Consider the following 20,241-nt stretch of genomic DNA (forward strand, 5'->3'; position numbering starts at 1 on the left):
CATCATTCGTGGTCGGCGAGGAAGGCCAGCAGACGCGCTTCGTCCCACACCGGCACTCCCAGGGCCAGCGCCTTGTCCAGCTTGGAGCCGGCTTCGGTACCCGCCACCACGAAGTGGGTCTTCTTCGACACGCTGCCGGACACCTTGGCTCCCAGCGCCTCCAGTCGCTCCTTGGCCACATCGCGGGTGAGCTGGGCCAGGGTGCCGGTCAGGACCACGGTCTGCCCGTCGAGCGGACCGGCGACGATTTCGGTCAGCGCGGGCGCCTTGGCCAGGATCTGCTGCATCGCCTCCTCGGCAGCCAGCAGCATCACGCCATGGCTGTCCGCTTCCAGCCACTGGGCAAGGCCGCGCGCGGTGTCCTCGGGCAATCCGGCATTGACGAACTGGCCATGCTCGGCATCGAGCACGGCCTGCGCGCTGGGCAGCACCGCCACCAGCTTTTCCGCGCGCAGCCGGGTGATACCGGGGATCTCCGATTCCACCAGCAGCTGAGCCAGGTCCAGCCCCTCACGCAGCTTCGCACTGGGCGGATGCACGTCGCTGATGCGCACCTGGCCGACCTGCAGCAGATCGTCGATGGCCTGCTGGTTGCCCTGCTGCTCGAAGAAGTGACCGAGCGAACGTGCCACTTCGCCACCGATGTCCGGCACGCGCTTGAACAGCGGCCAGGGCAGCCGTCGGATCAAGGCCAGATCACCGAACCACTGCGCCAACGCCTTGGCCGTGCTTTCGCCGACATGTTCGATGCCCAGCGCGAACAACAGCCGTTCCAGCGTGGTGGCACGACTGGTGTCGATCGCGGCGATCAGGTTGTCGGCCCAGCGGGTCGCGATCTTCTTCGTGTTCCACTCGAAGCTGGCCGGCTGCGCCAGTGCCTTCGCGCGCCAGGCCACATCGTTGCCATCGAGCTTGAGCACGGCATTGAGCACGGTGCCGCTGCCTTCGGCCGGCAGGTGCGGCGCCAGGCTGGCGGCCAGCGCGGACGGATCTTCCGCGTCGAGCACCAGCTTCAGGTGCAGCAGCTGGTCGCGGGTGAGCCGGTACAGGTCCGCCACGCCCTTGACGATGCCGGCATCCACCAGGGTTTCGATGTACTTGTCACCCAGGCCATCGATATCCATCGCGCGACGTGAAGCGAAATGGGCGATGGCCTCCTTGCGCTGCGCCGGGCACGACAACTCACCGGAGCAGCGCCACGCGGCCGCGCCCTCTTCGCGCACGATCTCCGAGCCACAGACCGGGCAGCGCGTGGGCATCTGCCACGGCGTGGTGCCCGGCGGCCGGCGGTCGAGGATGACGCTGACCACTTCGGGAATCACGTCGCCGGCACGGCGCACGATCACGCTGTCACCCACCCGCACGTCCAGGCGCTCGATCTGGTCCGCATTGTGCAGGGTTGCGTTGGAGACGATCACGCCGGCCACGGCGACCGGCGCCAGGCGCGCGACCGGAGTGGCAGCGCCGGTGCGGCCGATCTGGATCTCGATCGCTTCCAGCGTGGTGCTCTGTTCCTGCGCCGGGAACTTGTGCGCGATGGCCCAGCGCGGTGCGCGCGAGACGAAACCCATCGCCTGCTGGCCAGCGCGGTCGTCCAGCTTGTAGACCACGCCATCGATGTCGAAGGGCAGGCCATCGCGGCGTGCGCCGATATCGCGGTAGTAGGCCAGCAACCCATCGGCACCTTCCACCACCCTGCACAGATCGCTGACCGGGAAGCCCCAGGCACCCAGCTGCGCGAGCGTGCCCGAATGGGTATCGGGCAGTTCGCCGCCCTGCACTTCTCCGGTGCCGTAGGCGAAGAAGCTGAGCTTGCGCTGTGCGCTGATCTTCGGGTGGAGCTGGCGCAGCGACCCGGCCGCCGCATTGCGCGGGTTGGCCAGTACCTTGCCGCCATGCAGCCGCGCGCGATCGTTGTAGGCTTCAAAGTCGGCACGGGCCATGTAGACCTCACCGCGCACTTCCAGCACGTCCGGCCAGCCCTTGCCGTGCAGACGCCGGGGGATGTCGCCGATCTCGCGCAGGTTGGCCGTGACGTCTTCGCCGGTCGTGCCATCGCCGCGGGTCGCACCCAGAACGAAATGTCCATCCTCGTAGCGCAGGCTGATCGCCAGCCCGTCCATCTTCGGCTCCGCCGAAAAGCGCGCGGCACCGCGTCGCAGGCGTTCGTCGATGCGGCGCACGAAGTCGGTCACCTCCTCATCGCTGAAGGCATTGGACAACGACAGCATCGGCACCGCGTGGCGGACTTCAGCGAAACGCCCGGAGGGACGCGCGCCGACCTGCTGGGTCGGGCTGTCCGCGCGGGCCAGTTCGGGGTGCGCACGTTCCAGTGCTTCCAGCTCGCGCACCAGCCGGTCGTAATCGACGTCGGGGATCTCCGGCGCATCCAGCTCGTGATAGGCGCGGTTGGCCTGGGCGATCTGCCGGCGGAGTTCATCGACGCGTTCGGCGGGGCTGGGGCTCATCGTGATCGGTGATTCTGGGGCGGCTGGGGATTCTACCGCGCCCGGCCGTCATGCCCTGTAACGTCCCCGCCCCGGCAGTGCCGGGCCCCGCTCCGCGAAAGACGGGCTTGCCGCCCTCCACCGGCAGCGCTAGCGTGCGTCGGCCGCCCTCCGGAAACCTGCCCATGACCCTGCCTGCCTCCCGTCGTCGCTTCCTGCAGCTGGCCGGTGCCGGCCTCGCCGTCGCCGGCAGTGGCCTGCCGGGCCTGGGATACGCGCAAACCGCCCCGGCTGCGGCTCCCGCGTCGCCGCGCGCCGATGGGCCGGTGCTGCTGAACTTCAATGAATGCCCGTATGGGCCTTCCGCCGCTGCGCAATCGGCCGCTCGCGACAGCATCGCGCGCTGCGGCCGCTACCGCTTCGAGCTGGCGGCACAGGTCCGTGATGCATTCGTCGAACACAGCGGCGTCAGTGCCGATCACCTGCGCCTGTACCCGGGCTCCAGCGAGCCCCTGAACCGTGCCGCCGCAATCTGGACCGGCCCGCAGCAGGGCCTGGTCGTGGCTGATCCGACCTTCGAGGCGATTGGCGACGTGGCCGCCGCGCGGGGCGCACACGTCAGCCGAGTGCCTCTGCGCAGCGACGGCGCGCACGATGTGCGCGCGATGGTGGCTGCCGCGCACGCGCGCCCGACCGGGCTGATGTATGTGTGCAACCCCAACAACCCCACGGGTTCGATCAGCCCGCCCGCCGAGCTCGCCTGGCTGCTGGCCAGCAAGCCCGCCGGAACCCGGGTGCTGGTGGACGAAGCGTACCTGCAGTACAGCGACCAGCCGAGCCTGATCGCGCAGGTGGCCGAGCGCGATGACCTGATCGTGCTGCGCACCTTCTCCAAGCTGTATGGCATGGCCGGACTGCGCCTGGGCGCGGCAGCGGCCCATCCCGATCGCCTGCGCGAGCTGGGCAGCCTCGGCGACAACCCGTTGCCGGTGCCGGCGCTGGCCGCCGCTCTGGCCAGCCTGCACGATCCGCAGCTGGTTCCGCAGCGCCGTCTGCAGAACGCGAAGATCCGGCAGGCGACCATCGCCTGGCTGGGCAAGCGTGGCTTCAGCTGCCTGCCGTCGGAAGCGAACTGTTTCGTGGTGGACGTCCAGCGCGACGGTGCCGCCTTTGCCAGGGCGATGGCCGCACAGGGTGTGGTGATCGGTCGCAGCTGGCCGATCTGGCCGCAGCGCGTCCGTGTGACCGTTGGCACCGAGGAGGAGATGGCAGCGTTCCGCGCCGCGTTCGCCCAGGTCGCCGGGGTGCCTTCCTGACTTCATCCACGCAGGCGATGGATCTGCTGTGGTGGTGGGTGCCGACCGTGGGTCGGCATACCCGGGATGACCGCGCTTACCAGCGCGGGGTCTTGGTCAGGGGCGGCGCCTGGTGCTGGCGGTCATAGGCACGCAGCTCGTCACGGATGTGGGCGATGCGCTGGCGGCCGAGCGCGTTGCGGCTGTCGTCCAGCACCACGCCATCCAGCAGCTCGGCCATGCGCTGCACGGTCGGCAGCATCTTCTCCCAGGCATCGAGCGCGGTCAGCGGCGCCGGCAGGGTCAGGAAGAAGGCGATGGCCGGTGTCTCCATGGCACGGATGTTGGCCATGTCGAAACTGCCCGGCTTCATGATGCTGGCCATCGAGAAGATCGGCCCCCGTTCCGGATGGCCCTCCACCAGACGATGGAACACGTTCATGTGGCCGAACACCAGACCGGTTTTCTCGGCCGCCACGACGATGTCCTCGCCCCGCAGCTGCTCGCCGGCCCGTGCGGCCACGAACAGCGAGACGATCTTGTCGAAATCCTGGGTGGCGCGCTTGCCCAGGTCGCTGGCCGCGCCGGCGTCGGTGTCGGCCAGGCCCAGCTCGGCCTGTTGACCCTCTTCGCCCAGTGCCGGATCGAGGCGGGTATCGGCCAACGGTACGCCGTCCTCGCCCAGGACCGGTTCGCGGCGCTCGCTGCTGGTCGGTTCGGTGCCTTCCACGCGGCGGCCCTGGGGCTTCTTCTTCGGACGGCCAAACAGGAAGATCGCGGCGATCAACAGCAGGCCGGCGGCCAGGATGCCGATGCGCAACAGTGCCGTGTCGGACATTCGATAGGTTCTCCGGCTAGTTCATTCAGGTAACTAGGATGGCACGTCAGGCCGCGCCCGCCAATCGCGCGGCCTCTTCCAGGTCCACGCTGACCAGGCGGCTGACGCCCGGCTCGCGCATGGTCACGCCCGACAGCTGCTGCGCAGCTTCCATCGTCGCCTTGTTGTGGCTGACGAACAGGAACTGCACCTTCTCGCTCATTTCCTTGACCATGTTGGCCAGGCGGCCCACGTTGGCCTCGTCCAGCGGTGCGTCCACTTCGTCCAGCAGGCAGAACGGCGCCGGATTGAGCTGGAAGATCGCGAACACCAGCGCCACCGCGGTCATCGCCTTCTCGCCGCCGGACAGCAGCGAGATGCTGGATACGCGCTTGCCCGGCGGACGCGCCATGATGGTCACGCCGGTGTCGAGCAGATCTTCACCGGTCAGTTCCAGATAGGCATGGCCACCGCCGAACAGGCGCGGATAGAGGGCCTGTACACCGGCGTTGACCCGGTCGAACGTATCCTTGAATCGGCCGCGGGTTTCGCGGTCGATCTTGCGGATGGCGTCTTCCAGGGTCTCCAGCGCCGTGGTCAGGTCCACATGCTGCGAATCGAGATACTCCGACCGCTGCGATGCCTCGCCATACTCGTGGATCGCCGCCAGGTTGACCGGCTCCAGCCGGCGCATGCGACCGTCGATCTGGTGCACGGCCTGCTCCCAGTCTCCCAGACGGGCGTCCTCGGGCAATGCGTTGAGCAGGTCGGCCATCACGAAGCCGGCCTTCTCCACCGCAGCCTGCAGGGTGTCAGCACTGAGCACCAGGGCCTGCTGGTCCAGCTTGCGCTGGGAAATACGCTCGCGCTGCGCCAGCGCCTGCTCATCACGCTGGTGGCGGGTCTGTTCGAAATTGCGCAGCTCGGCGTCGATGCCGTCAAGCAGAGTACGCGCTTCGGCCAGCACGCGGTCGGCACGCACGCGCTCTTCCAGCGCATTCTGGTGCTCGGCCTGCAGCGATTCGACCGGCGAATCACCCTCGTCCAGCTGCGAATGCAGTTCGCCCAAGCGCGAATCCAGCTGCCCGCGCTGGGTGCTCATGCGCTCCAGCGCCTGGCTCAGCGATGCCACCTGTGCGCGCTGCGATTCCAGGGTCAGTGCCAGCGAATGCGCGCGTTCGCGCACCGCCCGTGCGGCTTCGCGGGCGAGGTCGCGTGCTTCGGCCAGCTGCCGGCGTTCGCTTTCCAGGGCCTGCCGGGTCGATTCCAGGTCGCCCATGCTGCTGACGGCACTCTCCAGCCGCGAACGTGCCTCGCGCGCCTGCTCGCGGTTGACCTCGAGGGTCTCCAGCAGTTGGCTCAGCTCTCCTTCGATGCGATCGATGCGCGTGCGTGCGGCCTCCACCTTTCCCTGCTGGCCCTGAAGCTGACCCGCCAGCTCGGATACCGCACGATGCGCGAGGTACAGCGCCCGTTGCGCATCTTCGCGTTGCTGTTCGGCGGCCAGCAGCTGCTCGCGGAAGCCGGACAGCTGATCTTCCAGCTCGACCTCACGGTTCTGCAGCTGTTCGATCTGCTCGCGCAGCTCATTGATCTCGCGCTCGCGCAGCAGCGCACCCTGCTTGGCCGCACCGGAGCGCGACACGCGCACCCAGCCCTGGCCGAGACGCTCGCCGCGCTGGGTGATGATCGAATCACCGGCGGGCAGCCGGGCCTGCAGGGCACGGGCCTCGTCCAGATCCCGCGCGCCATGCAGATGCGCCAGCAGGCGTCGGATCGCCGTCGGTCCGCGCACGCGCGAGGCCAGCGATGTCGCGGCGACGTCCAGATCGCTGGCATCGTCAGACACCAGTGCGATGCGGCCTTCGCCCAGTTCGCCCAGCGCATCGACCAGGCCTGCCGGGTCGTCCACCAGCACGCCTTCGATCAGCTGGCCGAGGGCGCTTTCCACCGCATTTTCCCAACCGGCATCGACATCCAGGCGCTCGCCCAGGCGCGCGGCCGAATCCAGCCCGCGCGCCTTCAACCAGGCAACCGCGGCGCCCTGCTCCTGGCCGAGTGCGGCCTGCTGCAGGGTTTCCAGCGATGCCAGGCGACCGCGCAGGCCATTGACCTGCTTGCGCAGTTCGGCCAGTTCGTTCTGGCCATTGCGCTGCTGTTCCTGCACGGTGGCCACGCCCTGCTTGCGCTGTTCGACCTGTTCGCTCAGCTCGTCCAGTGCGGTCTTCTGCGTGTCGTGCTGCAGGTGCAGCTGCTCGAAGGCTTCTTCCAGCGCGTCCACGTCCAGCCCGGCACGCTCGGCGGCCAGCGCCTCGCGACGCCGGTCGGCGTCGAGGATCTGCCGGTCCAGGTAGTCCACGCGGGTGCGCTCGACATCGCCGGCGCGCGAGGCCTCGGAACTCTGTGAGGTGTGCTGTTCCCAGCGGTGCTGCCAGTCGGCCAGGCGGGCTTCGGCCTCGCGCAGGCTTTCCTGCTTGATCTCGTTCTCTTCCTGCAGCGCCTCCAGCTGCGGGGTCGCGGCGTCCACCGCCTCGCGCAGCACCATCAGCTTGGCCTCGTCGCCACTGATGTGCTGGCCCAGCTCGGCCAATGCCTGCCGCGTCTCGTCGCGGGCCTTGTGCAGGCGCTGCGACAGCTCGCGCTGGTGCTGGATCTGCTGCTCCAGTCGGGCCAAGGTACTACCGACCTGGTAGACCGCGGCCTGCGCGGCATTGAGTGCGTCGGCCGCTTCCTCGCGGCGCATGCGCGAGGTCTCGATGCGGGCCTCGGCGTCGCGCTGGTCCGCGATCAGCTGCTGAAGCCGGGTTTCTTCCTGCGACAGGCCCTCGCGAAGCTTCGACAGGCGCCCATCGAGGCCTCGGAACTCCAGCGCCTTCCACTCGGCATCCTTGACCCTGCGCTCTTCCTGCAACGCCTGGTACTGCTCCGCCTGCCGGGCCTGGCGCTTGAGGTGCTCGAGCTGCTTGCTGATCTCCTCACGCAGGTCGCCCAGGCGATCAAGGTTCTCGCGGGTGTGGCGGATGCGGGTTTCGGTTTCCTTGCGCCGCTCCTTGTACTTGGAGATTCCGGCCGCCTCTTCCAGGTAGACGCGCAGATCCTCGGGACGCGCCTCGATGATCTGGCTGATCATGCCCTGTTCGATGATCGAGTAGCTGCGCGGGCCCAGGCCGGTCCCCAGGAAAAGATCGGTGATGTCGCGGCGGCGGCACTTGGTGCCGTTGAGGTAGTAGTTGCTGGTGCCGTCGCGGCTGACCGTGCGCTTGACCGAGATCTCGTTGAACGAGGCGTACTCGCCGGAGATGGTGTGGTCGGAGTTGTCGAAGATCAGCTCGACCGTGGCCTGCGAGACGGGCTTGCGGGCGTTGGAACCGGAGAAGATCACGTCGGTCAGCGAGTCGCCGCGCAGGCGGCTGGCCGAACTTTCGCCCATGACCCAGCGCACGGCGTCGATGATGTTCGACTTGCCGCAGCCATTGGGCCCCACCACGCCGGTCATGTTGGTCGGCAGATGCAGGGTGGTCGGATCGACGAAAGACTTGAAGCCGGACAGCTTGATCGTGGAAAGACGCATAGGGGTTCCGGACTGGGGCCGGCAAGCGGCCTGCGTTTACCCTCCAAGTCATTGATCCTGCTGGGATCGCCGACCGTGGAACGGGTGTGACGCCCTGAGTATACCGATGTGGCCGTGTTCTACGAATGGGCGTGGAACATCGGGGCCCGCGCGCCCGCCGGGCGGGCCGACAAAACAAAACGGGCACCCTCGCGGGCGCCCGTTCTGCGGTGATGCCAGGCCTTGCGGCGTGGGATCAGGCTTCGGCTTCGACGACGACCTTGACGGTGGTCTCGACGTCGGCGTGCAGGTGGATCAGCACGTCGTACTCGCCGATGTTGCGGAACGCGCCTTCGCCCAGGATGACTTCGCTCTTTTCCAGCGGCAGGCCGGCGGCGGTGAAGGCCTCGGCGATGTCGCGCGGGCCGACCGAGCCGTACAGCTTGCCTTCGGTCGAAGCATTGGCGGCGATGGTGACGCTCGCGCCTTCCAGCTTCGCCTTGCGGGCTTCAGCCTCGGCGTGGATGGACTGGGCCTTGGCTTCGTACTCGGCGCGCTTGGCTTCGAACTCTGCCTTGTTGCTCTCGGTGGCCGGCACGGCCTTGCCCTGCGGCACGAGGAAGTTGCGGCCGTAGCCCGGCTTGACGGTGACCAGGTCACCCAGGTTGCCGAGGTTGGTGACCTTCTGCAGGAGGATCAGCTGCATGGTTTTACTCCAGATAAGTTATTCGTTAGCGAGGCGATGCCCCGCAACAAAGGCTGTCCGAATAGCTGGCACAACGGGGCGGCACGGGGCCACCCCGCCGGGCATCAGACGTCGTGGTTGTCGGTGTACGGAATCAGGGCCAGGAAGCGAGCGCGCTTGACGGCGGTCGCCAGCTGACGCTGGTACTTCGACTTGGTACCGGTGACGCGGCTCGGCACGATCTTGCCGTTCTCGGTCAGGTACTGGCGCAGGGTGTTGAGATCCTTGTAGTCGATCTCCTTGACACCTTCAGCCGTGAACTTGCAGAACTTGCGGCGACGGAAGAACTTGGACATGGGAAGGCTCCTTAGGCGGCGGAAGCGGCGTCTTCGCCGGCTTCGTTGTCAGCGGTGGTGGTGGACTCGCCTTCTTCGTCGTCACGACGACGGCGCTCACCGCGCTCCGGCTTGTCACCCTTCTCGTCCTTGCTCTTCATGATCAGCGACTGCTCGGTGTCAGCCTCGTCACGCTTGATGACCAGGTTGCGCAGCACGGCGTCGTTGAAGCGGAAGCTTTCGGTCAGCTCGTTCAGCACGGCCTGGTCGGCTTCGATGTTCAGCAGCACGTAGTGCGCCTTCACCAGGTTCTGGATCGGGTATGCCAGCTGGCGGCGGCCCCAGTCTTCCAGACGGTGGATGGTGCCGTTGCCGTTCTCGACCAGCGACTTGTAGCGCTCGATCATGGCCGGGACCTGCTCGCTCTGGTCCGGGTGGACCATGAACACGATTTCGTAATGACGACTCATGTTTTTTCTACCTTTCGGATGTGGCCTTGCGGCCGGACAGCCCCCCGCCGTTGAGACCGCGGTGGGGCAAGGGTTCCCGCCAGGAAGGCAGGAAGCCGCGCATTATGGCGCAGATGGGGCGGCCGGGCAACCGTGGCCGAACCTGAACCCGGCAGCACCGGGACCTGCCCGAGGACCGGCCGGCAGGCCCCCGGGGAAGCGGCCCTCAGGCCTTGTCGGCGTCGGTGGTGAAGCTCTCGCCGCAGCCGCACTCGGCGGTCGCGTTCGGGTTGCTGAACGTGAAGGTCTCGCTCAGGCCGTGCTTGCCGAAGTCGATCACGGTGCCGTCGACCAGGGCCAGGCTCTGTGCATCGACGTAGATCTTCACGCCGTCCTGGTCGAAGACCGTATCGCCCTCGCGCTCGTCACGGGCCAGGTCGGTCACGTGGCCCCAGCCGGAGCAGCCGGTCTTGGTCACGCCGAAGCGCAGGCCCAGCGCGCCCGGGGTCTGGGCGACGAAGCGCTGCACGCGCTCGAAGGCAATGGGGGTCAGGCTGACAGCCATGGGACTACTCCAGAGGAACAGGGACATTATAGGGAGGTTGGGCCGCAGAAATGCCTCGCAAGCAGAACGCTGCAACCGGTAAACTCCCGTGTTCACAGATCGAGTCGATCAGCAGAGGATTCAAGTCATGACGGTGGTCAGCGTTGAACATGCGCTTGCCGGGAAGATCCCGGAAGGCGGCGAAGTCACGGTACGCGGATGGGTGCGCACGGTGCGCGGTTCAGCGAATCTGGCCTTCGTGAATGTGACCGACGGCTCCTGCTTCGCCCCGATCCAGGTCGTAGCCAACGACACCCTGGCCAACTTCGACGAGATCAAGCGCCTCACCACCGGCTGCTCGCTGGTGGCCACCGGCATCCTGGTGAAATCGCAGGGCAAGGGCCAGTCGTTCGAGATCCAGGCCAGTGCGGTCGAAGTGGTCGGCTGGGTCGAAGACCCGCTCACCTACCCGATCCAGCCCAAGCCGATGACGCCGGAGTTCCTGCGTGAAGTGGCGCACCTGCGCCCGCGCACCAACCTGTTCGGCGCGGTCACCCGCATCCGCAACTGCCTGGCCCAGGCCGTGCACCGCTTCTTCCACGAGAACGGCTTCAACTGGATCAGCACCCCGATCATCACCACCTCCGACGCCGAAGGCGCCGGCCAGATGTTCCGCGTGTCCACGCTGGACATGGTGAACCTGCCGCGCGATGAGAAGGGCGCGATCGATTTCAGCCGCGACTTCTTCGGCAAGGAGACGTTCCTGACCGTGTCCGGCCAGCTGAACGTCGAGGCCTACTGCCTGGCCCTGAGCAAGGTGTATACCTTCGGCCCGACCTTCCGCGCCGAGAACAGCCACACCACCCGCCATCTGGCGGAGTTCTGGATGATCGAGCCGGAGATCGCCTTCGCCGACCTGGCCGAAGATGCGCGCCTGGCCGAGGAGTTCCTCAAGTACCTGTTCCGCGCGGTGCTGAACGAGCGCAGCGATGATCTGGCCTTCATCGCCGAGCGCGTGGACAAGAACGCGATCACCAAACTGGAAGACTTCATCAACGCGCCGTTCGAGCGCATCGACTACACCGATGCGGTCAGCCTGCTGCAGAAGTCTGGCCGGAAGTTCGACTTCCCGGTCGAATGGGGCCTGGACCTGCAGACCGAACACGAGCGCTGGCTGACCGAGGAACACGTCGGCCGCCCGGTGGTGGTGACCAACTACCCCGAGCACATCAAGGCGTTCTACATGCGCCTGAACGACGACGGCAAGACCGTCGCCGCGATGGACGTGCTGGCGCCGGGCATCGGCGAGATCATCGGTGGCAGCCAGCGCGAAGAGCGCCTGGACGTGCTGGACGCGCGCATGGCCCAGTTCGGCCTGGACCGTGAGCATTACAGCTGGTACCGCGATTTCCGTCGCTACGGCTCGGTGCCGCACGCCGGCTTCGGCCTGGGCTTCGAGCGCCTGGTGGTGTACGTCTGCGGCCTGTCCAACATCCGCGATGCGATTCCTTACCCGCGCGCTCCCGGCAGCGCGGACTTCTAAGCCCCACCACCGACCACGGAGGTACTGCCCCCATGACCCTGTTCTTCGCCCTCTGCTTTGTCGGCGTCGCAGTGGCCGGGTTCAGTGCCTTCGTGATCTTCTGGCCGCTGACCCTGGTGCACGTGCGTGACCGCCATCCGGCGCTGGCACAGCGCTTCGGCAGCGGCGCCTTCCTCAAGCCCGATGCCCTGGCCTGGCTGCTGCGCCGCGACTACCGGCAGCAGCCGGATCGCTCGCTGTCCGGTTTGGCCACGCCGGCCTGGGTTTCGCTGCTGACCCTGCTGGCCGGACTGGGCATGGCCGCCCTGCTCTGGCTGGCTTCGCTCTGGTAACGCCTACATGAACGATCTCTCCGCCCCGCACGACAGCTGGTGGCTGGCCAGCCTCGGCAACACCCTGATCTGGGCCCGCCTGCGCGTGCGCCCGGCCGGCACAGCCGAAGTGCTCGACAGTGATGGCAACACCCTCAGCTACGACAGCGAGGACACTGCCCGCGCGCAGCTGTTCGACGCCGATTTCGTCGAATTCGACGGCCTGGACGAAGAAGATGCGCTGGTGCGCGGCTTCAGCCTGCATGAGGTGCAGCCACCGCACGCCGACAGCGACGAGGGCCTGCGTGGGCGCATGGTGCAATCGCTGGGCGGGCGCGCCTGAGCCCAGGCCGATGTTCACTCCGCGCGCCTTCGCCGAGACCGATCTGATCTGGCTGGACCGCCTGCTGGCGCGCGATCCGTTCGTCACCGTGCTCACCACCGGTGACGACGGCCTGCCCGAGCTGACCCGCGTGCCGGTGCTGTACCGGCGTGATGGCCAGCGCATCGAACTGCGCGGCCACTGGGCGCGGGCCAACCCGCAGTCGCGTCGCGAAGGCACCGCCAAGGTGCTGGTCGATGGCCCGCATGGCTACGTCTCGGCCAGCTGGTATCCGGACAAGGAACCGGCGGCACGCGTTCCGACCTGGAACTATGCCGCTGCCGAGCTGCGCGGACAGCTGCAGCCGTTCGACGGCACCGATGCGCTGGCCCAGCTGGTCGGCGACATCAGCGACCGCTTTGAAGCCAGCGTCGGCCAGCAGTGGCGGTTCGAGGCTGATCGTCCCGAGCACGGCCCGGAGCTGCGCGCCATCGTCGGGTTCCACTTCCACGTCGAACAGGTACAGCTGAAACTGAAGCTCAGCCAGAACCATCCCGATGCCAACCAGCAGGCGGTGATCGACGCGTTGGATCGCCTGCACGTCCCACCTTCCACCGAACTGGCGCAGTGGATGCGCTGGTTCCGCGATGAGGCCGCCAGCAGCGGCTGAACGCACCGACTCCCGCGACGACGCGGCCGGACAGCCGCGACTTGCCCCCACCGAGGTCAGGGACCCAAACATGAAAGACATCCACAAGCTGCTGCAGAACAACCGCGACTGGGCCGACCGCATCGAGAAGGAAGATCCCGAGTTCTTCCATCAGCTGGCCAAGCAGCAGCACCCGGAATACCTGTGGATCGGCTGCTCCGATTCGCGCGTGCCGGCCAACCAGATCATCGGCATGGCACCGGGCGAAGTGTTCGTGCATCGCAACGTCGCCAACGTGGTCGCCCACACCGACCTGAACTGCCTGAGCGTGGTGCAGTACGCGGTAGACCAGCTGAAGGTGAAGCACATCCTCATCGTGGGCCACTACGGTTGCGGCGGCGTGCATGCCTGCCTGCACAACACCCGCGTCGGCCTGGCGGACAACTGGCTGCGCCACGTCGGCGACGTGATGCAGAAGCACGCGGCGATCATCGATGCGCTGGAGACCGACGAGCTGCGTCATGCCCGCCTGTGCGAGCTGAATGTCATCGAGCAGGTCGCCAACCTGTGCCGCTCGACCATCGTGCAGGACGCCTGGGCACGCGGCCAGAAGCTGATGGTGCATGGCTGGGTCTACAGCTTGAAGGATGGCCGCGTGCGCGAAATGGGCATCGATGTCGGCTCGCCGGAAGATCTGCAGCCGGCTTACGAGAAAGCGCTTTCCTATGTCCCCCGCAAGGGCAAGCGCGACTGATCCCCCACGGAGCCCGACCATGCTCGCCTCACCGATCAACCTGCACGCCTGGATCGAAGAACATCGTCACCTGCTGAAACCGCCGGTGGGCAACAAGATGATCGACAACGGCGACTTCATCGTCATGGTGGTCGGCGGGCCGAACTCGCGGACCGATTATCACTACGACGAAGGCCCCGAGTGGTTCTACCAGCTCGAAGGCGAGATGGTGCTGAAGGTCCAGGAGGATGGCGCGGTCCGCGACATCCCGATCCGTGCCGGCGAGATCTTCCTGCTGCCGGCGAAGGTGCCGCACTCGCCGCGCCGGCCACCGGGCGGCGTCGGGCTGGTCGTGGAGCGCAGGCGGCTGCCGCACGAGATGGACGGTGTGATCTGGCATTGCGAGCGCTGCAACCACAAGCTGCATGAGGAGTTCTTCGCGCTGCAGAACATCGAAACCGACCTGCCCAAGGTCTTCGCGCGTTACCACGCCAGCCTGGAACTGCGTACCTGCAGCAAATGCGGCCACATCGACCCGTTGCCGGCACCGGCGGCGGACTGATCGATCGCCGGGCATGGCGATTGCCGATGCATCCGCCGGGCATGGCCCGGCGCTACCGGTGTTGCGATTGCTGATGCATCCGCCGGGCATGGCCCGGCATGGCCGATGCGCGTGATCTCCGGGTAGCGCCGGGCCATGCCCGGCGAGCGTACTGCGCGGCATCACGCAGGCCCCAGGCGCTACACTGGCAGCCCCGTTGCAGCCTGTTGCCCGACCATGTCCGACCTGCTGAACCGCACCCATGCCATCGCTCTCGACGCCGCGGATCCGTTGCGGCCGCTGCGCAGTGAATTCCTGATTCCGCGCCACGGCGGCGGCGAGCAGACCTACTTCGTGGGCAACTCGCTGGGACTGCAGCCGCGCGGCGCACAGGCGGCGGTGCAGGAAGTGATGAAGCAATGGGCTGAACTGGCAGTGGAAGGCCACTTCACCGGCCCCACCCAATGGCTGTCCTACCACCGCTTGGTCAGCACGCAGCTGGCGCGGGTGGTCGGTGCGCTGCCCAGCGAAGTGGTGGCGATGAACACACTGAGTGTGAACCTGCACCTGATGATGGTCAGCTTCTACCGGCCAACCCGGGAACGACCGGTGATCCTGATGGAAGCCGGCGCCTTCCCGACGGACCGTCACGCGGTGGAAGCGCAGATCCGTTTCCATGGCTTCGACCCGGCCGACTGCCTGGTGGAGGTGCAGCCGGACGAAGCCAGCGGCACGATCTCGATGACCGCGATCGAACGCGCGATCGCCACGCATGGCCCTCGCCTGGCTCTGGTGCTGTGGCCAGGCGTGCAGTACCGCACCGGCCAGGCCTTCGACCTCGATGCGATCACCCGCGCCGCACGCCTGCAGGGCGCACGCATCGGCTTCGACCTGGCGCATTCGGTCGGCAACCTGCCCCTGCGCCTGCACGATGTGGCGCCGGACTTTGCCGTGTGGTGCCATTACAAGTACCTCAACAGCGGCCCGGGGGCCGTCGCCGGGGCGTTCGTGCACGAGCGTCACCACCGTGACAGCACCCTGCCACGCTTCGCCGGCTGGTGGGGCCATGACGAAGCCACCCGCTTCCAGATGTCCCCGCAGTTCACGCCCGCCACCGGCGCCGAAGGCTGGCAGCTGAGCAATCCGCCGATCCTCGGCCTGGCGCCGCTGCGCGCTTCACTGGACCTGTTCGAACGGGCCGGCATGGACGCCCTGCGCAGCAAGTCGCTGGCACTGACCGGCATGCTCGAAGCCCTGGTGCGCGCGCGCCTGGCCAACGTGCTCGACATCGTCACCCCGGCCGAGCCGGACCGGCGCGGCTGCCAGCTCTCGCTGCGGGTGATCGCCGGCCGCGAGCGTGGCCGCGCCCTGTTCGAGCACCTGCGCTCGGTCGGCGTGCTCGGTGACTGGCGCGAGCCGGACGTGATCCGCATCTCCCCCACCCCGCTCTACAACCGCTACCTGGACGTCCACCATTTCGTCGAGGAAGTGGAAGCCTGGGCCGGCCTCTGAGCCGGCACCTCCCCTCCTGCTGGACAGTTCGTTGATCGCACATGCCTCCCGCTCGTTGAGCATCATTGGTGCCGGCCTGGCCGGATCCCTGCTCGCCATCCTGCTGTCGCGGCAGGGCTGGCGGATCACCCTGTACGAACGCCGTGGCGACCCACGCGTGGCCGACTACGAAAGCGGCCGCTCGATCAACCTGGCGCTGGCCGAGCGCGGGCGCAACGCGCTGCGGCAGGCCGGCGTGGAGGACGAGGTGATGGCCCGCGCGGTGATGATGCGTGGACGCATGGTGCATCCGCGCGAAGGCGCCGCGCAGCTGCAGCGCTATGGCCGCGACGACAGCGAAGTGATCTGGTCGATCCATCGCAGGGACCTGAACACCACGCTGCTGACACTGGCCGAGCAGGCAGGTGCCACCGTACATTTCCACCGCCGGCTGCATACCGTCGATTTCGATGCCGGCCATGCGCGCTTCATCGACGATCGCGACGACAGCCCGCACGACATCCACTTCGACAGCCTGATCGGCGCTGACGGCGCCGGCTCGGCGCTGCGCGCGGCGATGAACCGGCGCGCGCCGCTGGGCGAGGACATCGCCTTCCTCGATCACTCCTACAAGGAACTGGAGATTCCACCGGACCGTGATGGCGGCTTCCGCATCGAACGCAACGCATTGCACATCTGGCCACGGGGCCACTTCATGTGCATCGCCCTGCCCAATCACGAAGGCACGTTCACGGTCACCCTGTTCCTGCCCAACCAGGGCGAGCCCAGCTTCGCCACCGTCAATACCGGCGCCCAGGCCGAAGCCCTGTTCGCGCGCGAGTTCGCCGATGCGTTGCCGCTGATCCCCGACCTGCGCACGGACTGGGAGCAGCATCCGCCCGGCCTGCTCGGCACGCTGACGCTGGAGCGCTGGCACCAGCAGGGCCAGGCCGTGCTGATCGGCGATGCCGCGCATGCGATGGTGCCCTTCCACGGGCAGGGCATGAACTGCGCGTTCGAGGACTGCGTGGCACTGGCCCGCCACCTGATGGAAGCCGACGACCTGCAGAGCGCGTTCGCCGCCTTCGAGAAAGAACGCAAGCCGAACGCGCATGCAATCCAGCAGATGGCCCTGGAGAACTACCTGGAGATGCGTGATCGCGTCGCCGACCCGGCCTTCCTGCTGCAGCGCGAGCTGGAGCAGGCGCTTCAGCATCGCTGGCCGACCCGCTTCGTACCGCACTACACCATGGTCACGTTCCTGCACACGCCCTACGCCGAGGCACTGCGCCGGACCGACATCCAGCGCGACATGCTGGTGGCCGCCACGATCGGCCATACGTCGCTGGAGAACATCGACTGGGCAGCTCTGGAGGCACAGATCCATGCCCGGCTGCCGGTTCTGGAGGGCGCACACTGATGGCTGACAGCTTCCTGTTCTACGACCTGGAAACCTTCGGCCAGGACCCACGGCGAACGCGCATCTCGCAGTTCGCGGCGATCCGCACCGATGCCGATCTGAACGAGATCGACACGCCGGTGAGTTTCTTCGTGCGCCCCGCCGACGATCTGCTGCCCTCGCCGATGGCCACCCTGGTCACCGGCATCACGCCGCAGCGGGCACTGGCTGAAGGCATCAGCGAAGCCGAAGCGTTCGACCGCATCAACGAACAGCTGTCGCGCCCGGGTACCTGTGCCCTGGGCTACAACACCCTGCGCTTCGACGACGAATTCATCCGCTACGGTCTGTTCCGCAACTTCCATGACCCCTACGAGCGCGAGTGGCGCAACGGCAACTCGCGCTGGGACCTGCTGGACATGCTGCGGCTGATGCGCGCCCTGCGTCCCGAAGGCATTCACTGGCCGCTGCGGGAGGACGGCGCCACGTCGTTCAAGCTCGAGCACCTGGCCGAAGCCAACAATGTGCGCGATGGCGATGCGCACGAGGCGCTGTCGGACGTGCGCGCCACGATCGGCATGGCCCGCCTGTTCAAGCAGTCGCAGCCGCGGTTGTGGGAGTACGCATTGAAACTGCGCGACAAGCGTTTCGTCGGCAGCCTGCTGGACGTGGGCGCGCTGAAGCCGGTGCTGCACATTTCCATGCGATACCCGGCCAGCCGGCTGTGCGCGGCTCCGGTGCTACCGCTGGCGGTGCACCCGACGATCAACAACCGGGTGATCGTGTTCGATCTGGAAGGTGACATCGACGACCTGCTGCAGCTGCCAGCCGAAACGATCGCCGAGCGGCTCTACCTGCGCGCCAGCGAACTGCCCGAAGGCGTCGCCCGGGTGCCGCTGAAGGAAGTACATCTGAACAAGGTCCCGGCGCTGGTCGCCTGGAACCACCTGCGGCCCGACGATCACGCCCGCCTGGGCCTGGATGTCGCCGCCATCGAAGCCAAGGTCGAGCGGCTGCGTGCATTCGCGCCGCAACTGGCCGAGAAGGCACGGCAGGTGTACAACCAACCACGGGACGCCGTCGTGGCCGACGTCGATGCTTCGCTGTACGACGGCTTCCTCGGCAATGGCGACAAGCCACTGCTGGCCCTGGCGCGGACCACGCCGCCCGCAGAGCTGGCTGCGCTGGAAGGCCGCTTCCGCGATCCGCGCCTGCCCGAACTGCTGTTCCGCTATCGCGCCCGCAACCATCCCGACACCCTGGCACCGGCCGAGCGCCAGCGCTGGCAGGACTACCGCCGCCAACGCCTGCTCGGTGACGGCCGCCTGGGCGAACTCAACCTGCCCCAGTACCAGCAGCAGCTCGATGCACTGGCCGCCGAGGCGCCGGACGACGATCGCCGCCTGGCCCTGCTGCAATCGCTGCGCGACTGGGGCCAGCATCTGCAGGAGAGCTTGTGAGCACCTATTTCAGCGACGCCAGTTTCAGGTTCCTGCGCAGCCTTGCGCGGCACAATGAAAAGGCCTGGTTCAACGACCATCGCCAGCAGTACGAAGACCATGTACGGCAGCCGTTCCTGCGCCTGCTGGGCGACCTGCAGCCCGCGCTGGCCGAGGTCAGCGCGCATTTCCGTGCCGATACCCGTGGCGTCGGTGGTTCGCTGTTCCGCATCCATCGCGATGCGCGCTTTTCAAACGACAAATCGCCGTACAAGACCTGGCAGGGCGCACGCCTGTTCCATGAACGCCGCCGCGAAGTGGCCGCTCCGTCGTTCTACGTGCATCTGCAGCCGGGCGAGAGCTTCGTCGGTGCCGGCCTGTGGCACCCCGAACCGGACACCCAGCGCCGCGTGCGCCATTTCATCCTGGACAACCCCGGCAGCTGGAAGGCCGCAGCGCATGCACCCGCCCTGCGCCGGCGTTTCGATTTCGAGCAGAGCGAGAAGCTGGTCAGGCCGCCGCGTGGCTTCCCCGCCGATTTCGAGTTCATCGACGATCTCAAGCATCGCAACTGGGTGATGTGGCGCTCGCTGGACGATGAGACGATGACCGGGCCGCGCCTGCTGTCCACGCTCGGCAAGGACCTGGCCGCGCTCGGCCCCTTCGTCGACTATCTGTGCGCAGCACTGGATCTGGAGTTCTGATGCCGCTGGCCCGGCAACGCCGCCCGCTCGGCCGCACCGGCCTGTCCGTATCGCCGGTCGGGCTGGGCTGCTCGGGCTTCTGGGGCCATCGCCGCTTTGCCGAGCATGCCGCCGCAGCGATCGTCGAGCACGCGCTGGCCCAGGGCGTGAACCTGTTCGACACCGGCCACAACTACTCCGGCTTCCATGCCGAACCGCGCCTGGGCCGCATCCTGCGGCCGCTGCTGGCCCGCTACCCGCGTGAGTCACTGGTCATCTCCAGCAAGGGCGGCACACTGACCGGACAGGCCGGCATCAGTGGCGCAGAACAGCGCGATTTCTCGCCTGCGGCCATCACCGCCAGCTGCGAAGCCTCGCTGCGCAACCTTGGCCTGGATTACCTGGACATCTACCAGCTGCATGGCGCCACCGCGCACGACATCAACGACGATCTGCTCGATGCGCTGCAGCGCCTGCGCGAACGTGGCCTGATCCGCGCCACCGGCATCAACACCCACTCAGCCTCGACGCTGCACTGGATGCTTGCGCATCCACAGGCATTCGACGTGGTCCTGCTGGACTACAACGCGCTGCAGCAGGATCGTGCGCCGCTGATCGACCAGCTGCATGCGGCCGGAATCGGCGTACTGGCAGGCACCGTGCTCGCACAGGGCCACCTGCTGCCCAGCCAGCCTCGCCGGCCGAGATTGGCCGATGCCTGGTACCTGGCGCGCGCGTGGCTCAAGCCCAGCAGCCGCCGTCTGATGCGCAGCGCACGTGCGATGCGCCGGGCCATTGCGGCGATCGACAGCCAGCGTCCGGCCCAGACTGCGTTTGCCTACGTTCTGGGCCACCCCGGCGTGGCCGCCGGCATCCTGGGCACTACCCGCGTCGGCAGTCTGGAGGAGGTGCTGGCCACGCGACCCGAAGCACTGCGCCCCGCCGAACGGCAACGCCTGGTCGCGGCCTATGGCGACGGCAGCGGTTCGCCCAGTCATTGAGTCTTCA

19 protein-coding genes are annotated in these 20,241 nt (G+C 67.4%); 12 read left to right on the plus strand and 7 right to left on the minus strand.

All coding sequences use genetic code 11. The features are described 5' to 3' along the window. Positions 1-2: 2 nt before the first annotated feature. Positions 3-2,474: an NAD-dependent DNA ligase LigA gene (ligA, locus tag AC5P5M_RS00925; protein ID WP_495205715.1), complete on the minus strand. Its 2,472-nt coding sequence runs from the start codon at positions 2,472-2,474 to the stop codon at positions 3-5. A gap of 158 nt (positions 2,475-2,632) precedes the next feature. Between ligA and AC5P5M_RS00930 the strand changes: the two genes are divergently transcribed. Beyond that, positions 2,633-3,763 (plus strand): pyridoxal phosphate-dependent aminotransferase, encoded by a 1,131-nt coding sequence (locus AC5P5M_RS00930; RefSeq protein ID WP_065182900.1) that lies wholly within the window; start codon positions 2,633-2,635, stop codon positions 3,761-3,763. Positions 3,764-3,839: 76 nt separating this feature from the next. On the opposite strand, the gene zipA is transcribed toward AC5P5M_RS00930, so the two are convergent. The 6 genes from zipA to AC5P5M_RS00960 form a co-directional block, all read right to left on the minus strand. Further along, the gene (gene zipA / locus AC5P5M_RS00935) at positions 3,840-4,580 is read right to left on the minus strand and encodes a cell division protein ZipA (RefSeq protein WP_111186144.1); all 741 of its coding nucleotides are present in this window, start codon (positions 4,578-4,580) and stop codon (positions 3,840-3,842) included. Positions 4,581-4,626: 46 nt separating this feature from the next. Then, positions 4,627-8,130 (minus strand): chromosome segregation protein SMC, encoded by a 3,504-nt coding sequence (gene smc / locus AC5P5M_RS00940; protein WP_495205479.1) that lies wholly within the window; start codon positions 8,128-8,130, stop codon positions 4,627-4,629. Positions 8,131-8,365: 235 nt separating this feature from the next. Next, entirely contained in the window at positions 8,366-8,815 is a 450-nt protein-coding gene (rplI, locus tag AC5P5M_RS00945) for a 50S ribosomal protein L9 (protein WP_053515452.1), read from the minus strand. Positions 8,816-8,919: 104 nt separating this feature from the next. Continuing rightward, the gene (rpsR, locus tag AC5P5M_RS00950; protein WP_002804494.1) at positions 8,920-9,150 is read right to left on the minus strand and encodes a 30S ribosomal protein S18; all 231 of its coding nucleotides are present in this window, start codon (positions 9,148-9,150) and stop codon (positions 8,920-8,922) included. Between the two features lie 11 nt (positions 9,151-9,161). Then, positions 9,162-9,599, minus strand: coding sequence for a 30S ribosomal protein S6 (gene rpsF / locus AC5P5M_RS00955; protein WP_053515451.1), 438 nt, complete (start codon positions 9,597-9,599; stop codon positions 9,162-9,164). 205 nt (positions 9,600-9,804) lie between these two features. Continuing rightward, positions 9,805-10,143: a HesB/IscA family protein gene (locus AC5P5M_RS00960; RefSeq protein ID WP_053515449.1), complete on the minus strand. Its 339-nt coding sequence runs from the start codon at positions 10,141-10,143 to the stop codon at positions 9,805-9,807. A gap of 127 nt (positions 10,144-10,270) precedes the next feature. Between AC5P5M_RS00960 and asnS the strand changes: the two genes are divergently transcribed. From asnS to AC5P5M_RS01015, 11 genes are all read left to right on the plus strand, one after another. Then, a complete protein-coding gene (gene asnS, locus AC5P5M_RS00965; RefSeq protein WP_111186145.1) occupies positions 10,271-11,665 on the plus strand; it encodes an asparagine--tRNA ligase in 1,395 nt (464 codons plus the stop codon). Positions 11,666-11,697: 32 nt separating this feature from the next. Further along, positions 11,698-11,997: a hypothetical protein gene (locus tag AC5P5M_RS00970; RefSeq protein ID WP_053515445.1), complete on the plus strand. Its 300-nt coding sequence runs from the start codon at positions 11,698-11,700 to the stop codon at positions 11,995-11,997. A 7-nt stretch (positions 11,998-12,004) separates the two neighbouring features. After that, positions 12,005-12,319 (plus strand): hypothetical protein, encoded by a 315-nt coding sequence (locus AC5P5M_RS00975; RefSeq protein ID WP_053515443.1) that lies wholly within the window; start codon positions 12,005-12,007, stop codon positions 12,317-12,319. Between the two features lie 10 nt (positions 12,320-12,329). Then, entirely contained in the window at positions 12,330-12,968 is a 639-nt protein-coding gene (locus AC5P5M_RS00980) for an FMN-binding negative transcriptional regulator (protein WP_495205480.1), read from the plus strand. Between the two features lie 70 nt (positions 12,969-13,038). Beyond that, positions 13,039-13,701, plus strand: coding sequence for a carbonate dehydratase (gene can / locus AC5P5M_RS00985; RefSeq protein WP_053515439.1), 663 nt, complete (start codon positions 13,039-13,041; stop codon positions 13,699-13,701). Positions 13,702-13,720: 19 nt separating this feature from the next. Beyond that, positions 13,721-14,242, plus strand: coding sequence for a 3-hydroxyanthranilate 3,4-dioxygenase (locus AC5P5M_RS00990; protein ID WP_164152485.1), 522 nt, complete (start codon positions 13,721-13,723; stop codon positions 14,240-14,242). Positions 14,243-14,458: 216 nt separating this feature from the next. Beyond that, positions 14,459-15,733, plus strand: a complete 1,275-nt coding sequence (gene kynU, locus AC5P5M_RS00995; RefSeq protein WP_053515435.1) for a kynureninase — start codon at positions 14,459-14,461, stop codon at positions 15,731-15,733. A 31-nt stretch (positions 15,734-15,764) separates the two neighbouring features. Further along, positions 15,765-17,132: an FAD-dependent oxidoreductase gene (locus AC5P5M_RS01000; protein WP_065176049.1), complete on the plus strand. Its 1,368-nt coding sequence runs from the start codon at positions 15,765-15,767 to the stop codon at positions 17,130-17,132. Further along, positions 17,132-18,571, plus strand: coding sequence for an exodeoxyribonuclease I (gene sbcB, locus AC5P5M_RS01005; RefSeq protein WP_065176050.1), 1,440 nt, complete (start codon positions 17,132-17,134; stop codon positions 18,569-18,571). The genes AC5P5M_RS01000 and sbcB overlap by 1 nt, the downstream gene beginning before the upstream one ends. Further along, the gene (locus AC5P5M_RS01010; RefSeq protein ID WP_053515430.1) at positions 18,568-19,254 is read left to right on the plus strand and encodes a DUF2461 domain-containing protein; all 687 of its coding nucleotides are present in this window, start codon (positions 18,568-18,570) and stop codon (positions 19,252-19,254) included. The genes sbcB and AC5P5M_RS01010 overlap by 4 nt, the downstream gene beginning before the upstream one ends. Then, the gene (locus AC5P5M_RS01015; RefSeq protein ID WP_197601042.1) at positions 19,254-20,234 is read left to right on the plus strand and encodes an aldo/keto reductase; all 981 of its coding nucleotides are present in this window, start codon (positions 19,254-19,256) and stop codon (positions 20,232-20,234) included. Before AC5P5M_RS01010 ends, AC5P5M_RS01015 begins: the two co-directional genes overlap by 1 nt. Positions 20,235-20,241: the final 7 nt, after the last annotated feature.

Source organism: Stenotrophomonas sp. YJH_SMC_106-19 (genome assembly GCF_059368375.1).

Excerpts from the sequence above, each read along its gene's own strand:
- can (WP_053515439.1), top strand. The coding sequence starts at position 13,039 with ATGAAAGACATCCACAAGCTGCTGCAGAACAACCGCGACTGGGCCGAC.
- sbcB (WP_065176050.1), top strand. The coding sequence starts at position 17,132 with ATGGCTGACAGCTTCCTGTTCTACGACCTGGAAACCTTCGGCCAGGAC.
- AC5P5M_RS00990 (WP_164152485.1), top strand. The coding sequence starts at position 13,721 with ATGCTCGCCTCACCGATCAACCTGCACGCCTGGATCGAAGAACATCGT.
- smc (WP_495205479.1), bottom strand. The coding sequence starts at position 8,130 with ATGCGTCTTTCCACGATCAAGCTGTCCGGCTTCAAGTCTTTCGTCGAT.
- AC5P5M_RS00975 (WP_053515443.1), top strand. The coding sequence starts at position 12,005 with ATGAACGATCTCTCCGCCCCGCACGACAGCTGGTGGCTGGCCAGCCTC.
- rplI (WP_053515452.1), bottom strand. The coding sequence starts at position 8,815 with ATGCAGCTGATCCTCCTGCAGAAGGTCACCAACCTCGGCAACCTGGGT.
- AC5P5M_RS00960 (WP_053515449.1), bottom strand. The coding sequence starts at position 10,143 with ATGGCTGTCAGCCTGACCCCCATTGCCTTCGAGCGCGTGCAGCGCTTC.
- kynU (WP_053515435.1), top strand. The coding sequence starts at position 14,459 with ATGTCCGACCTGCTGAACCGCACCCATGCCATCGCTCTCGACGCCGCG.
- zipA (WP_111186144.1), bottom strand. The coding sequence starts at position 4,580 with ATGTCCGACACGGCACTGTTGCGCATCGGCATCCTGGCCGCCGGCCTG.
- AC5P5M_RS00980 (WP_495205480.1), top strand. The coding sequence starts at position 12,330 with ATGTTCACTCCGCGCGCCTTCGCCGAGACCGATCTGATCTGGCTGGAC.
- AC5P5M_RS00930 (WP_065182900.1), top strand. The coding sequence starts at position 2,633 with ATGACCCTGCCTGCCTCCCGTCGTCGCTTCCTGCAGCTGGCCGGTGCC.
- rpsR (WP_002804494.1), bottom strand. The coding sequence starts at position 9,150 with ATGTCCAAGTTCTTCCGTCGCCGCAAGTTCTGCAAGTTCACGGCTGAA.
- rpsF (WP_053515451.1), bottom strand. The coding sequence starts at position 9,599 with ATGAGTCGTCATTACGAAATCGTGTTCATGGTCCACCCGGACCAGAGC.
- AC5P5M_RS01015 (WP_197601042.1), top strand. The coding sequence starts at position 19,254 with ATGCCGCTGGCCCGGCAACGCCGCCCGCTCGGCCGCACCGGCCTGTCC.
- AC5P5M_RS00970 (WP_053515445.1), top strand. The coding sequence starts at position 11,698 with ATGACCCTGTTCTTCGCCCTCTGCTTTGTCGGCGTCGCAGTGGCCGGG.
- asnS (WP_111186145.1), top strand. The coding sequence starts at position 10,271 with ATGACGGTGGTCAGCGTTGAACATGCGCTTGCCGGGAAGATCCCGGAA.